Raw genomic sequence first — 12,427 nt, 5'->3', positions numbered from 1 at the left:
CGGCCGCAAAGTCCCGCCTGTCCGGCCACTCCGGCCTTCCGATCGCCCCAAGGATCATTGATGCCTCGCCCCACCGTGCACAGCAAACCGTTCGGCGCCCACGGGCCCGCGGACGTCGACATCTGGACGCTCGACTCCGGCACCGGAGTCCGGGCCGAGATCCTCACCTACGGCGGCATCCTGCACCGGCTCACCGTGCCCGACACCGCCGGCACCCCGGCCTCGGTCGTCCGCTCGCTGCCCGCCCTCGACGACTACACGGGGAAGAACCCCTTCTTCGGCGCCCTCGTCGGCCGTTACGCCAACCGCATCGCGCACGGCAGGTTCACCCTCGACGGCGCGGAGCACCAGGTCCCCGCCACCGACCGGGGCCACGCCCTGCACGGTGGGCCGGACGGCTTCCACACCCGGATCTGGCAGGCCGAAGGCACCGCCACGGACGAGGCGGCCGTCCTGCGGCTCACGCTGCACAGCCCCGACGGAGACATGGGCTTCCCCGGGGCGCTGGACGTGACCGTGACGTACACCCTGGACGCGGCCGGCACCCTCGCCCTCGACTACACGGCCACCACCGACCGCGCCACCGTCGTCAACCTCACCAACCACGCCTACTTCGACCTCACCGACCGGGGCGACATCCTCGGCCACACCCTTCAGGTGGACGCCGGCCACTACCTCCCCGTGGACGAGGAGGGCATCCCCGAGGGCCCCGCCGTGCCCGTCGCCGCCACCCCGTTCGACCTGACCGGGCCGCAGACCCTCGGCGACCGGATCGCCCTGCCGCACGAACAGCTGCGCCGGGCGGGCGGGTTCGACCACTGCTGGGTCCTCGGCGGCGCGGACGCACCGGCCGCTCCCCGCCGCGCCGCCCGCCTCACGGCACCCGACGGCGGGCGGGTCATGGAGGTGTGGACCACCGAACCGGGCATCCAGGTCTACACCGCCAACCAGCTGGACGGCACCCTGGCCGACCCCGACGGCGGCCGCCACGAGCGCCACAGTGCCGTCTGCCTGGAGACCCAGCACCTCCCCGACTCGCCCAACCGCCCCGATCAGCCGGCCACCGTCCTGCGCCCGGGCGAAGACTTCCGCAGCCGCACCGAATACCGCTTCCCGCACCTGGCGGCCCGGAGGGTGTGAGCCCTCACCGGTGAGGGCTCCCGTCCTGTGCGGCGAATTACGATGAGCCTCGTAGTATGGGAGCCCCGGACGGAGCGACGATGCGGAGAGCGACCGTGACCCCTGCCAGCACCACCGCCCCGGCAGCGGGCGCGCGCACCCTGCCCCACCCCGCCCGCCGGGAGATCCGGCTCGAAGCGGTCCTGCACGCCCTCTCGGACCCGGTGCGGCTGTGTGTCGTACGCGAACTGGCCGCCGCCGAGGACGAGCTCACCTGCTCCTGCTTCGACCTGCCCGTCACCAAGTCCACCTCCACGCACCACTTCCGGGTGCTGCGCGAGAGCGGCATCGTCCGGCAGACCTACCGGGGCACCGCCAAGATGAACGGGCTGCGCAGGGACGACCTCGACGCGCTGTTCCCCGGGCTGCTCGACCGCATCCTCGAAGCGGCCGCCTGCCAGGCGGTGCGCCTCGGCGAAGGCTGAGGGGGCGTAATCCGTCACCGTACGGGCCCGTGAAGTGGCGGAGCGTAGTACTTCATTGACCGATCAGCCGTGACGGGACATGCTGTACCCCCGCCACGGACCGGTTCCGGCGACGCAGGGGATCGCCGGAGCCGGGACGTCTCAGAACGCGGGCCTCTCGCCGCCCCCGGTCGCGGCGGCCCACTCGACCAGCAGACGCTGGTACTCCTCCTCGTCCTCCGGGGACAGGTGACCGCCCGAGCGCCGCCACAGGTCGCGAATGTCTTCATTCACCACAGCTGCGGGGCGTACGGAGTCGGACGGGCACGGAGTCGGGGACATGTTCTCCAGGCTAAGGCCACGATGTGACCATCCGACCCATTGCGCGTCAGGGACATCTCTCACATGTGTCTCAGGCAACCTTCCCGGTCAGTCCGAGCTCCCGCAGTCCGTCGGGCCGCTCATCCACCGGCAGGTGGCGTACAAAACGCACCTCGCAGCCCAGCGCCGCGGCCCCGCCGTCGGCGCGCCGGTCGTCGCCGACCATCACCACATCCGCCGGATCCTGTCCCAGAAGTGTGCACGCGGTGTGGAAGAGGCGTGGGTCCGGCTTCTGGACGCCGTGCTCGAAGGAGAGGACGTACGCGTCCACGTAGCGGTCCAGGCCGTGCGCGCGGAAGACGGGCCGCAGATCCCAGCCGATGTTGCTGACGATCCCGATCCGGACCCCGGCCGTGCGCAGCCCGGCCAGGACCTCCGCAGTGTCCGGGTAGGGGCGCCAGGCGTCCGGGCTCAGGTGGCGGTCGTACAGCGCGTCGTAGAGGCCCGGGTCCGGCAGGGCGACCTGGCGGGCCAGACCGGTGTACACCGCGCGGTGCAGCTCGGCGCTCTCGTCGCGGTGCGCCCAGCCGTCCGCAAGCTCCTCGGGCATCCGCCTCGGGCCGGGCCCGCCCGGCAGCGCGCCGAACGCCTCCAGCTCCGCCGCGTACCGCTCGAAGGCGGCCTCGTCCACGCGCACCCCCCGCTCGGCGAGAGTCGCGGCGAGCCAGGAACGGACCGGCTCGATCCGGAACAGTGTCCCGGAGAAGTCGAAGAGGGCACCCTTGATCGGCATGGCACCGATCCTCGCCGAACCGGCCGGCCCCGGGCAAGGGCGCCTGCCCTGCCACCACGGCGCCCTGCCTGGTCAGAGCCCCCGGTGCGCGGGCGCGGCGGCGCACCACCGGTCGAAACCCCGGATCGCCAAGGCGGCCAGCGCCGCCCCCAGGAGCCATCCGCCCAGCACATCGGACGGCCAGTGCACGCCCAGATACAGCCGGGTGAGCCCGACCCCGAGCACCGAGACGGCCGCCGCGCCCACCGCCGCCCACCACACCCCGCGCCGCGCCCCGGACCGGTGCAGCAGCCACAGCAGCAGCCCGCAGCTCACCGTCGCCGTCATCGCGTGCCCCGAGGGATAGGCCGCGTAGTGGGCGGAGTCCACCGGGTCCGCCCACTGCGGCCTGCCCCGGTCGACGGCCGCCTTGACGCCCTGCTGCACGAGCGCCGAGAGCAGCGTCGTCGCCGCGACCCACACCGCGAGCGGGCGGGCTCCCCGCCACCACAGGGCCACCACCGCGACGGAGATCAGGGCGCGGAACGTCCACGGGTCCCACAGCCAGTCCGTCAGCAAACGGTTGACGTGGACGAAGCCGGGCTCGGTCACCGCCCGCCGGTGCAGCGCCTCCGCGATCCGCGCGTCCAGGTCCACGAGTGGCCGCCACCGGGCGACGACCAGTGCCGTCACCGCGCCGCCGAGCACCGCGCAGACCGCGCCCGCCCGGGAGAGGCGTGAGACGGCGCGGATCTGGCCGACGGGGGAGAGCAGCGGAATGTGCATGGCACGATCCTCGCCGACCGGCACCCACTCCGGCCATTTCAGCGCGCCGGAGAACGGAATCGCCGGTCCGTTACCTCAGCGCGCTGAGCCCCGGAACGAAGGCCACGAGCAGCGGGACCACGGGCACCAGGGACGCCGCCGCGGTCAGCCGCAGCCGCCGTCCCGCCGTGAGCCTGCCCGCCGGGGCCAGCAGCCGGTTCACCCGCAGCGGCAGTTCCGCGTCGGCGGCCGAGGACGGGCCGAACACGCCCCGGTCCTCGTTGAGTTCGACCAGGGCGAGGGCGATCGTCAGCCGTCCGAAGCGCCGCGAGGCCACATCGTCGGCCGCCAGCTCGACCAGCCGGTGCATCTCGTTGCGGAAGGCCGCGAACACCGGCACCTGCGGGAAGCCGGAGGCCAGCGCCTCCGAGCAGTTGAGCAGCCAGTCGTGCCGGGCCTGCGCGTGGCCCTGCTCATGGGCCAGGACCGCGTCGAGCTGCCGCCCCTTCAGCCGCCCCAGCGCGGCCGTGGTGATGACGAGTTGGGGCGCGGACCCCGGCAGCCACCAGGCGTCGGGGCGCTCACCCTCCAGCACCACGAGCCGCCCGGACCCCGGCTCCTCGCCGGGCATCAGGGGCGCGCGCACCAGGAGTTCGGTCCGCCGCCGCCTGCGCCGCAGCTGGGCCCGGTGGATCTCGCGGGCCAGCATGGCGGCCGTCCACACGCCGCCGAGGGCCAGCAGCACCGCCATCACCGCCGACCACGCCCCGTGGCCCGCGAGCGCGTACGCGTCCACGACGGCGTGCGGCGCGGGCGCGAAGACATGACCCCGTACCGCCTGCCAGGCGGCGGCCGCGCTGAACGTCATGGAGAGGGCGAACGACAGCAGCACCGCGGCCACCACGCACTGCCACACCCACAGCGCCACCACCGGCTCGCGCTCGGGCCACTCGGCCCGCGCCATCAGGCGCGGGGTCACGACGGCGGCCAGTGCACCGAGCAGCAGCAGCGCTAGGGAGACCCACATGGCGTCAGCCTATGAGGGCCGCGCCACACACGGGTATGGCTCCGCGCGCCAAGTGACGTACACCACGAAGGGCGGCCCTGCCCGTCTCACAGGGTGAGCAGCATCGCGAACATGGCCATGCCCATGGTCAGCCGGCACGCCAGAGCCAGCTCGGGACGCGCCCCCCAGTCCCCGGGCACGGGGCCGCCGACGGTGGCCGCCGCGGCCGCCGGCACCAGCCGGGCGCCTGAGCGCAGCACATACACCGCGTAGTAGAGGAGGAGCACCCCTGTGAGCAGGGGTATGCCCTCCGCACCGGACATGCCGGGGGAGGCCATCGCGTGCGAGGTGTGGCTGCCGCCGTGCCCGCCCGTTCCGGCCCGGGCCATCACCACCGCCATGTAGACCATGGCGGAGGAGCCGACGAGGTGGTGCAGATGGTGTCCGCCGCGCCGGGAGAACCACAGCGCCCGCAGTGCCGCGACCCCGAAGAACACCGCGTAGACCCCCCACCCCCACGCGGGCGGCGCGACGGCGGCGGCCGGTATCGCCATCGCGGCCATGCCGAAGCCCATCAGCGCCTCGGCCCGCGCGGCCCTGCGCTCCTCCGCGCTCCCCGTACGGGTGCGCAGCAAGCAGTACGAGCCGGTCAACGCGCACAACGCCATCAGCAGCCATCCGGACATCGCCGGTCCGTGCACAGCGGCCCTCCCCCCGGGCGAACGCCATCGCCGTCGACCAGTAGATGCCCGGGGCCGGACACCCGTACGCGGCGCACGGAGGTGCGGGGGAGCGCGCGACGGGAGTGTTTCCGGGATGCGCCTGGTGCGCGCTCCCGCGAGGGCCGCCACGGGCCCGGGCGCCGCCCTCGGAGTTACGCTGCTCCGGCACCGCCCCCGCACAGAATCCGGAGAGACCCCGCCATGGACACCGCCCCGCCCCGGGACACGGGAGAGCTGACGTTCCGCGACGCCACCGAAGCGGACATCCCCGCGCTCGTCGAGCTGATCGAGTCCGCGTACCGCGGCGACAGCAGCCGCGCCGGCTGGACCACCGAGGCGGACATCCTCCAGGGGCAGCGGACCGACCCGCAGGGCGTCCGCGAGGTGGTCGAGAGCCCGGGCAGCCGGCTGCTCGTGGTGGAGCGGGACGGCGCGCCCGTCGCCTGCTGCCAGCTGGAGCACCGCGGCGAGGCCGCGTACTTCGGCATGTTCGCGGTCCGTCCCGCGCTCCAGGGTGCCGGCCTCGGCAAGGTGATCATCGCCGAGGCCGAGCGCACCGTCCGGGAGAGCTGGGGTGCGCGGGAGATGCACATGACCGTGATCTCCGTCCGCGACGAGCTCATCGCCTGGTACGAGCGCCGGGGCTACCGCCGCACGGGCAAGCTCTCCCCGTTCCCGTACGGCGACGAGCGCTTCGGCATCCCCCAGCGCGACGATCTGGCCTTCGAGCTGCTGGTCAAGGAGCTGGACGGCTGAGGGCTACGCGGGGGCGCCGCCCCCGCGCTGGATGTCCGGGTGGTCGGTGGTCACGCCGTCGAGCCCCAGCCCCTCGGCCAGCCGCAGCTGCTGCTGGGTGTTGACCGTCCAGCCGAAGACCGTCAGCCCCTCGGCGTGGGCCTTGTCCACCAGCTCCAGCGTGATGCGCCGGATGTTGAGGATCAGCCGGGTCGCGCCCACCGCCTTCGCGCGGTCCACCAGGTCCCCGCCCCACCGGCTGGCCACCAGCGCCGTCCGCACGCCGGGGACCAGCTGCGCGATCTCGGCGACCGCCTCGTCGTGGAACGAGATCACCTCGACGCGCTCGACCAGGTCGCGTTCGTGCATGACCCGGGCCAGGGTGCGGGCCGCCGCCACGTCCTTGATCTCCGCCTGGAGCGGGGACCGCACGGCGTCCAGGACCTCCTCGAAGACGGGCACCCGCTCGCCCAGGCCCGCGTCGAGCGCGCGCAGCTCGGCGAGCGTCTTCTCCGCGATCGGACCCTCGCCGTCGGTCGTACGGTCCACCTCCGCGTCGTGCATGACGGCCAGTGCGCCGTCCTTGCTCAGATGCAGGTCCAGCTCGATGAGGTCCACGCCCTCCTTCTCGGCGCGGACGAAGGAGCGCAGAGTGTTCTCCGGCTCGACGCCCGCCGCTCCGCGATGACCGATCGTGAGAAAAGACAAGGCCCGCTCGCTTCCGTCGACGCTCTGTTCCTCGCAGCCTAGTGGCCCCGCAACGCCGGGCGGGGGAGGGGCGGGGTCGAGCGCGCAGCGCCCCGCGAAACCCCCGAAGAAGCCGCCGCGGGGACGTATCACAGGAAAAATGGCGGTGACCATGGGGGGTCCGCAGGATATTTTCCACAATCCCACTTGTCCCGGGGACTCGCACGCGGATACGGTGGTCGGACGCGAGGTTCTCCCGTGGAGGAAGTGTGATGACGGAAATTCTTGTGCACGACGCCGTATCCGGCGACATAGCTGCCGCCCCACGGGTGATCGAGCACCCGGCCTGGCCCGCGCTCAAGAACGCCGTGGAGGAGATCCGCCCCTGGCAGTCGAAGGACGGTTCCATCGACTTCGACGCGGAGGGCGCGCCCGCCCCGGCGCTCGCCGAGGCCGCCGTGGAGCGGGTGATCGGCGCCGTCGAGGAGCTGTCCCCGCTGCTGCCGCACGACGCCGCGTACCACCGCGCCCTCGTGAAGGACCTGCGCGACTGGGTGGGCGGCGGGTTCGACGTCCCCGACTTCCTGGACTCCCTGCTGGCCTTCCAGCCGGCCAAGGGGCGCGCCGACGGCCTCCAGCACCTGGTCGTCTTCGCCATGTACACCCAGAACGGCAACCCCGACCGCAATCTCGAAGCGGTCGTGCTGCGGATGGTCTGGCCCGACTGGCTCGCCGAGCTGGAGGCCACCCGCTACGACAACCCGCTGTTCTGCGGCATCACCTTCGAGGACTTCACCTCCGGCTACGACACCAACTCGGCGGTGCTCTTCCCGGAGACCATCGCCGTCCGCGAGGCCCCCGAACGCTTCAGCTGGGGCGGCATCTTCTGCGACCGCGAGGCCGCCCGCTTCCGCCGCGTCACCGAGGCGGCCGTCGACCTCCTCGGCATCGAACTGCCCGACGACATCCGCGCGATGATCGGCGACCAGCAGCGCTGCGAGCAGGCGTTCGTGCTCTGGGACATGGTCCACGACCGCACCCACAGCCACGGCGACCTGCCGTTCGACCCCTTCATGATCAAGCAGCGCCAGCCGTTCTGGATGTACGGCCTGGAGGAGCTGCGCTGCGACCTCACCGCCTTCAAGGAGGCCGTGAAGCTGGAGGCCGAGGGCAACCCGCACGGCCGCGACGTGCAGTACGCCGTGCTCTTCGACCGGATGTTCCGCTTCCCGGTCACCGGCGAGCGCGTCCGCAACTACGACGGCCTCGGCGGCCAGCTCCTCTTCGCGTACCTCCACAAGCACGACGTGGTGCGCTGGACCGACAACACGCTCCGGATCGACTGGGAGCGCGCCCCGCAGGTCACCAACCAGCTCTGTGCCGAGATCGAGAAGCTGTACCGGGACGGCATCGACCGCCCCAAGCTGGTCCACTGGTTCGCCGCGTACGACCTCGTCTCCACCTACCTCGCCCCGCACCCCGGCTCCCGCTGGGCCAAGGGACCCGACGCCCTGGACCTCTCCCAGCCGCCCCGGAAACTTGTGGACGACGTGCTTCCCGACGAGTTTCCCCTGAGCATGTTCTATGAGGCCCTTTCCAAGAAGCTGAAGAGCGTGATCGCCTCGGCCAAGGGCATCACCGGCTCGGACGCGGGGAAGGCTGCCGCGTGAGCACAGGTCCCAAGGAGGCGGAGGCCATGAACGGAACAAGCACGGGCGACGCGAGCGGCGCGCTCGAAGGGGCCGTGGTCGCCGTCGCCGGAGCCGCCGGCCCGGCCGGCCGGGCCACGCTGCTGCGGCTCGCCGAGGCGGGCGCGGTCGTCGTCGCCTCGGACTCCCACCCCACCCGGCTCGCCGAAGCCGTCGACGCGGCGCGCTACGCCCACGGCGGCGCGACCGTCACGGGCGACACCGTCGACCTGCTCGACCTCGGCGCCACCCGGGAATGGGCGGCCAAGACGGAGAAGGAGTTCGGCCGCGTCGACGGCGTCGTCCACCTCGTGGGCGGCTGGCGCGGCAGCGCGAACTTCGCCGAGACCGACCCCGCCGACTGGACGCTGCTCGAAAAGCTGCTCATCCGCACGGTGCAGAACACCTCGCTGGCCTTCCACGACTGCCTGCTGCGCAGCGACCGGGGGCGCTTTCTGCTGACCAGCGCGGCCGGGGCGAGCCAGCCCACCGCGGGCAACGCCGCCTACGCCGCCGCCAAGGCGGCCGCCGAGGCGTGGACCCTCGCGCTCGCCGACTCCTTCCGCAAGGCGGGGGGCGAGGACGGCCCCCGCAGCGCGGCTGCGATCCTGGTCGTGAAGGCACTGGTGCACGACGCGATGCGCGCCGAGCGCCCGAATGCGAAGTTCGCGGGCTTCACCGACGTCAAGGACCTGGCCGATGCCATCGCCGGCGTCTGGGACAGGCCCGCCCCGGAAGTGAACGGAAAGCGCCTGTGGCTGACCCCGCAACCGTAAGGACCGACGCGCGTCGCCATCACGACCCGCAGGTCCGCGGTTTCGCCAGTGACAACTACGCGGGGACGCACCCCGAGATCCTCGCAGCACTCGCCCTCGCCAACGGCGGCCACCAGGTCGCCTACGGCGAGGACGACTACACGGGCCATCTCCAGCGCGTCATGCACAGCCACTTCGGCCCCACCGCCGAGGCGTTCCCGGTCTTCAACGGGACCGGGGCCAACGTGGTCTCGCTCCAGGCCATGACCGACCGCTGGGGCGCGGTCATCTGCGCCGAGTCCGCGCACATCAACGTGGACGAGGGCGGGGCTCCCGAGCGGGTCGGCGGCCTCAAGCTGCTCACCGTCCCCACCGAGGACGGCAAGCTCACCCCGGAGCTCATCGACCGGCAGGCGTACGGCTGGGACGACGAGCACCGCGCCATGCCGCAGGTCGTCTCGATCACCCAGAACACCGAGCTGGGCACCGTCTACACACCCGACGAGATCCGCGCCATCTGCGAACACGCCCACGGGCACGGCATGACGGTGCACCTCGACGGCGCCCGCATAGCCAACGCCTCGGCTTCCCTGGACGTGCCCATGCGTACGTTCACCAACACGGTCGGCGTCGACGTGCTGTCCTTCGGCGGCACGAAGAACGGGGCCATCTTCGGCGAGGCCGTCGTCGTCCTGAACCCCGACGCGGTCCGGGCCATGAAGCACCTGCGCAAGCTGTCGATGCAGCTCGCCTCCAAGATGCGCTTCGTCTCCGTGCAGCTGGAGGCGCTGCTCGCGGGCGACCTCTGGCTGCGCAACGCCCGGCACGCCAACGCGATGGCCCAGCGGCTGGCCGAGGGCGTGCGCGGGATCGACGGCGTGGAGATCCTTCACCCCGTCCAGGCCAACGCCGTCTTCGCCCGGTTGCCGCACGCGGTGACCGAGCGGCTCCAGAAGCGCTTCCGCTTCTACTTCTGGGACGAGCAGGCCGGTGACGTGCGCTGGATGTGCGCCTTCGACACCACGGAGGAGGACGTCGACGCGTTCCTCCTCGCGCTCAAGGAGGAAATGGCCGCCGCCTAGCGGCCCGGCCCGTCTCCGGGGGGTGCGGACCTGTCCGTACCCCCCGGAGACGATTCAGCCGCGCTCGCGGACCTCGGCCGCCGTCGGAGCCGTACCGCCCAGGTGCGCGGGCACCCACCACGTGTCACTGGCGTCCTTCGGCCGGACCGGATAGGCCCGCTGGGCCGCTTCGAGCAGCTCCTGCACCCGCTCGCGCAGCCGCCGCGTGATGGCGCCCGCGTACTGGTCGGTGGGGGCCTCCACGGGCTCTCCGACGCGGATGGTGATCGGGGTGTGGTTGCGCTTGAAGCTGCGCGGCCGGCCCTTGGTCCACAGCCGCTGCGTGCCCCACAGTGCCATCGGGACCAGCGGCACCCCGGCCTCCTGCGCCAGACGGGCGGCACCCGACTTGAAGCTCTTGAGCGTGAACGACTCCGAGATCGTCGCCTCGGGGAACACTCCGACGATCTCGCCGGACCGCAGCGAGGCCAGCGCGTGCGCGTACGCGTCCTCACCCTGCTTGCGGTCGACGGGAATGTGCTTCATCCCGCGCATCAGCGGCCCGGAGACCTTGTGCCGGAATACGGATTCCTTGGCCATGAAACGCACCAGCCGCTTCTGCGGGAGCGCGGCGAGGCCACTGAAGATGAAGTCCAGATAACTGATGTGGTTGCTGACCAGAACAGCACCACCGGTCTTCGGGATGTGCTCCGAACCCTGAGTGTCGATCTTCAGGTCCAGCGCCTTGAAAAACGTGCGAGCGGCGCCGATGACCGGCCGATAGACGAGTTCTGCCATCTGGGGAAGACCCTTTCTTCAGCGCCCGCGGAGGTTCTCCCGGCGGAAGTTACGCAGCCGTAGGTTTTCGGCATTGCGCCGATGGTGCCCCATGCGGTGACGTGGTGGCCAGTCCCGGCGGCGCCGGGCCGCGAGATTCTCGTCACGTACTGCGCCCGGGAATGCCCGCGGCGTCGCGGACGCTGACGCCCTGCGTAGAACTCTGACAGGAGGCCGAAGGTGGACGGGCAGGCAGGCGCCGAGAGGCTGGACGCGGCACGACTCGGCGCGGAACTGGGGAAGCGGGCCACGCTCGTCCAGTTCTCCACCGCCTTCTGCCAGCCGTGCCGGGCCACCCGGCGCACCCTCGCGGAGGTGGCCGGAATGGTCGAAGGGGTCGCCCATGTGGAGATCGACGCGGAGGCGCGTCTCGCACTCGTACGCAACCTCGGCATCAGCCGGACCCCGACCGTCCTGGTCCTCGACTCCGGGGGCCGGATCGTCCGCCGGGCCGAGGGGCAGCCCCGCACCGTCGACGTCGTCGCCGCCCTCGGCCGGGCGATATGACGGACCGTGATGCTTCTCCCACCTGGCGGGACGCCCTTGACGGCGCGGACCGCGCATCGTCAGTCTGACGTTATGCCGTCAGATCCCCTTCTCCATGGCCGGGCGTACATCGACCTCGCCCGCACCGCCGGCGCGTGCTGTCCGGGTGCCTGAGCATCCACGACCCCGCATCTCCGACGCGCAGAAGGACATCTCCATGACGGCATCACCCGGGCTCGGCACGACGCGCACGGCATCCCCGGATCTTCTGCGCTCCGTGTTCCGCCGGCATGCCGCCGGAGTCGCCGTGATCACCGCCGCCGGAGAGCGCCCGGTCGGCTTCACCGCCACCTCGCTCAGCTCCGTGGCCGCGGAGCCGCCCCTCGTCTCCTTCGGCGTCGGCACCTCGTCCTCCAGCTGGCCGGTGCTGGCCGAGGCCGAGCACGTGGGCGTGCACATACTCGGCGAACACCAGCGGGAGCTGGCCGCCACCTTCGCCCGGAGCGGCGCGGACCGTTTCGGCCCGTCCACCTTTTGGCGCAGCGGGCCGGAGGGCGTTCCGCTGCTGGACGACGTCCTTGCGTGGCTGGTCTGCCGCGTCGTGGCGCGGATCCCGGCGGGCGACCACCACATCGTGATCGCGCAGGTGGTCGAGGGCGACCCGGCCGGCGGAGGCCGGCCGCTCGTCTATCACCAGGGCCGATTCACGGCTCTGCGGGACTGACGCGATCCCCGGGGTTCGCGGGTGGATCGCGTTGGGCAGATCACAGTGCAAAGCGCTTGCTCATTGGGCACACGCTGGATGTACTGGCGAGTAATATGACGGTCGGAGCGTCGGTCGCCCCGACCGGAAAACGCCCCATCAGGCGCCTATGCTGCGTGCAACAAGGCAGCCCGGAAATGACGATGCAGTAGGAGAGCCGGCGTGAGCTTGAGGATCGTTGTCACTGTGAAGTACGTGCCCGACGCGACCGGTGACCGGCATTTCGCCGATGACCTGACGTTGGAT

General features: G+C 71.9%; 16 protein-coding genes and 1 pseudogene. 10 read left to right on the top strand and 7 right to left on the bottom strand.

Annotated elements, in window-relative coordinates; all coding sequences use genetic code 11:
* The first annotated feature begins 60 nt into the window (after positions 1-60).
* Positions 61-1,140, top strand: a complete 1,080-nt coding sequence (locus ABZ565_RS30120) for an aldose epimerase family protein (RefSeq protein WP_361033726.1) — start codon at positions 61-63, stop codon at positions 1,138-1,140.
* Between the two features lie 95 nt (positions 1,141-1,235).
* Complete coding sequence (locus ABZ565_RS30115; protein WP_361033723.1) at positions 1,236-1,604, top strand: helix-turn-helix transcriptional regulator; 369 nt, start codon at positions 1,236-1,238, stop codon at positions 1,602-1,604.
* Between the two features lie 141 nt (positions 1,605-1,745).
* On the opposite strand, the gene ABZ565_RS30110 is transcribed toward ABZ565_RS30115, so the two are convergent.
* The 5 genes from ABZ565_RS30110 to ABZ565_RS30090 form a co-directional block, all read right to left on the bottom strand.
* Positions 1,746-1,925 (bottom strand): hypothetical protein, encoded by a 180-nt coding sequence (locus tag ABZ565_RS30110; RefSeq protein ID WP_361033720.1) that lies wholly within the window; start codon positions 1,923-1,925, stop codon positions 1,746-1,748.
* Between the two features lie 70 nt (positions 1,926-1,995).
* Positions 1,996-2,697, bottom strand: coding sequence for an HAD-IA family hydrolase (locus ABZ565_RS30105; protein WP_361033717.1), 702 nt, complete (start codon positions 2,695-2,697; stop codon positions 1,996-1,998).
* A 72-nt stretch (positions 2,698-2,769) separates the two neighbouring features.
* On the bottom strand, positions 2,770-3,462 hold the full coding sequence (locus ABZ565_RS30100; RefSeq protein WP_361033714.1) for a phosphatase PAP2 family protein: 693 nt from the start codon (positions 3,460-3,462) through the stop codon (positions 2,770-2,772).
* A 70-nt stretch (positions 3,463-3,532) separates the two neighbouring features.
* Positions 3,533-4,468, bottom strand: a complete 936-nt coding sequence (locus tag ABZ565_RS30095) for a M48 family metalloprotease (RefSeq protein WP_361033711.1) — start codon at positions 4,466-4,468, stop codon at positions 3,533-3,535.
* An 86-nt stretch (positions 4,469-4,554) separates the two neighbouring features.
* Positions 4,555-5,148: a DUF5134 domain-containing protein gene (locus ABZ565_RS30090; RefSeq protein WP_361033708.1), complete on the bottom strand. Its 594-nt coding sequence runs from the start codon at positions 5,146-5,148 to the stop codon at positions 4,555-4,557.
* A gap of 222 nt (positions 5,149-5,370) precedes the next feature.
* Between ABZ565_RS30090 and ABZ565_RS30085 the strand changes: the two genes are divergently transcribed.
* A complete protein-coding gene (locus ABZ565_RS30085) occupies positions 5,371-5,925 on the top strand; it encodes a GNAT family N-acetyltransferase (RefSeq protein ID WP_361033706.1) in 555 nt (184 codons plus the stop codon).
* A 3-nt stretch (positions 5,926-5,928) separates the two neighbouring features.
* Here the strand turns inward: ABZ565_RS30085 and ABZ565_RS30080 are convergent, their stop codons facing one another.
* The gene (locus ABZ565_RS30080) at positions 5,929-6,612 is read right to left on the bottom strand and encodes a glycerophosphodiester phosphodiesterase family protein (protein ID WP_361033703.1); all 684 of its coding nucleotides are present in this window, start codon (positions 6,610-6,612) and stop codon (positions 5,929-5,931) included.
* A 251-nt stretch (positions 6,613-6,863) separates the two neighbouring features.
* Between ABZ565_RS30080 and ABZ565_RS30075 the strand changes: the two genes are divergently transcribed.
* From ABZ565_RS30075 to ABZ565_RS30065, 3 genes are read left to right on the top strand one after another with little or no spacing between them, the layout of a single operon-like run.
* A complete protein-coding gene (locus ABZ565_RS30075; RefSeq protein ID WP_361033700.1) occupies positions 6,864-8,261 on the top strand; it encodes a DUF6421 family protein in 1,398 nt (465 codons plus the stop codon).
* Positions 8,262-8,287: 26 nt separating this feature from the next.
* On the top strand, positions 8,288-9,055 hold the full coding sequence (locus tag ABZ565_RS30070) for an SDR family NAD(P)-dependent oxidoreductase (RefSeq protein ID WP_361033697.1): 768 nt from the start codon (positions 8,288-8,290) through the stop codon (positions 9,053-9,055).
* Positions 9,034-10,116 carry a low specificity L-threonine aldolase gene (locus ABZ565_RS30065; RefSeq protein ID WP_018106250.1) on the top strand — a complete coding sequence of 361 codons (1,083 nt, stop codon included), beginning with the start codon at positions 9,034-9,036 and terminating at the stop codon, positions 10,114-10,116. Before ABZ565_RS30070 ends, ABZ565_RS30065 begins: the two co-directional genes overlap by 22 nt.
* A gap of 54 nt (positions 10,117-10,170) precedes the next feature.
* Here ABZ565_RS30065 and ABZ565_RS30060 read toward each other — a convergent pair whose 3' ends face one another.
* The gene (locus ABZ565_RS30060) at positions 10,171-10,893 is read right to left on the bottom strand and encodes a lysophospholipid acyltransferase family protein (RefSeq protein WP_361033693.1); all 723 of its coding nucleotides are present in this window, start codon (positions 10,891-10,893) and stop codon (positions 10,171-10,173) included.
* Between the two features lie 219 nt (positions 10,894-11,112).
* Here ABZ565_RS30060 and ABZ565_RS30055 point away from each other — a divergent pair, with 219 nt between their 5' ends.
* The 4 genes and pseudogenes from ABZ565_RS30055 to ABZ565_RS30040 form a co-directional block, all read left to right on the top strand.
* The gene (locus ABZ565_RS30055) at positions 11,113-11,439 is read left to right on the top strand and encodes a thioredoxin family protein (RefSeq protein WP_361033690.1); all 327 of its coding nucleotides are present in this window, start codon (positions 11,113-11,115) and stop codon (positions 11,437-11,439) included.
* 9 nt (positions 11,440-11,448) lie between these two features.
* Positions 11,449-11,592, top strand: a complete 144-nt coding sequence (locus ABZ565_RS30050; RefSeq protein WP_361033815.1) for a putative leader peptide — start codon at positions 11,449-11,451, stop codon at positions 11,590-11,592.
* A 43-nt stretch (positions 11,593-11,635) separates the two neighbouring features.
* Positions 11,636-12,142, top strand: coding sequence for a flavin reductase family protein (locus ABZ565_RS30045; RefSeq protein WP_361033687.1), 507 nt, complete (start codon positions 11,636-11,638; stop codon positions 12,140-12,142).
* A 201-nt stretch (positions 12,143-12,343) separates the two neighbouring features.
* A pseudogene (locus ABZ565_RS30040) lies at positions 12,344-12,427 on the top strand (electron transfer flavoprotein subunit beta); the annotation flags it as partial.

It is taken from the genome of Streptomyces sp. NPDC016469 (genome assembly GCF_040632905.1).
Lineage (GTDB): Bacteria > Actinomycetota > Actinomycetes > Streptomycetales > Streptomycetaceae > Streptomyces.
This window is presented reverse-complemented; position numbering and strand designations above follow the sequence as displayed.

Coding starts and splice junctions, on each gene's coding strand:
- ABZ565_RS30120 (WP_361033726.1), top strand. CDS start 61: ATGCCTCGCCCCACCGTGCACAGCAAACCGTTCGGCGCCCACGGGCCC.
- ABZ565_RS30070 (WP_361033697.1), top strand. CDS start 8,288: ATGAACGGAACAAGCACGGGCGACGCGAGCGGCGCGCTCGAAGGGGCC.
- ABZ565_RS30075 (WP_361033700.1), top strand. CDS start 6,864: ATGACGGAAATTCTTGTGCACGACGCCGTATCCGGCGACATAGCTGCC.
- ABZ565_RS30045 (WP_361033687.1), top strand. CDS start 11,636: ATGACGGCATCACCCGGGCTCGGCACGACGCGCACGGCATCCCCGGAT.
- ABZ565_RS30105 (WP_361033717.1), bottom strand. CDS start 2,697: ATGCCGATCAAGGGTGCCCTCTTCGACTTCTCCGGGACACTGTTCCGG.
- ABZ565_RS30110 (WP_361033720.1), bottom strand. CDS start 1,925: ATGTCCCCGACTCCGTGCCCGTCCGACTCCGTACGCCCCGCAGCTGTG.
- ABZ565_RS30095 (WP_361033711.1), bottom strand. CDS start 4,468: ATGTGGGTCTCCCTAGCGCTGCTGCTGCTCGGTGCACTGGCCGCCGTC.
- ABZ565_RS30060 (WP_361033693.1), bottom strand. CDS start 10,893: ATGGCAGAACTCGTCTATCGGCCGGTCATCGGCGCCGCTCGCACGTTT.
- ABZ565_RS30050 (WP_361033815.1), top strand. CDS start 11,449: ATGCTTCTCCCACCTGGCGGGACGCCCTTGACGGCGCGGACCGCGCAT.
- ABZ565_RS30085 (WP_361033706.1), top strand. CDS start 5,371: ATGGACACCGCCCCGCCCCGGGACACGGGAGAGCTGACGTTCCGCGAC.
- ABZ565_RS30100 (WP_361033714.1), bottom strand. CDS start 3,462: ATGCACATTCCGCTGCTCTCCCCCGTCGGCCAGATCCGCGCCGTCTCA.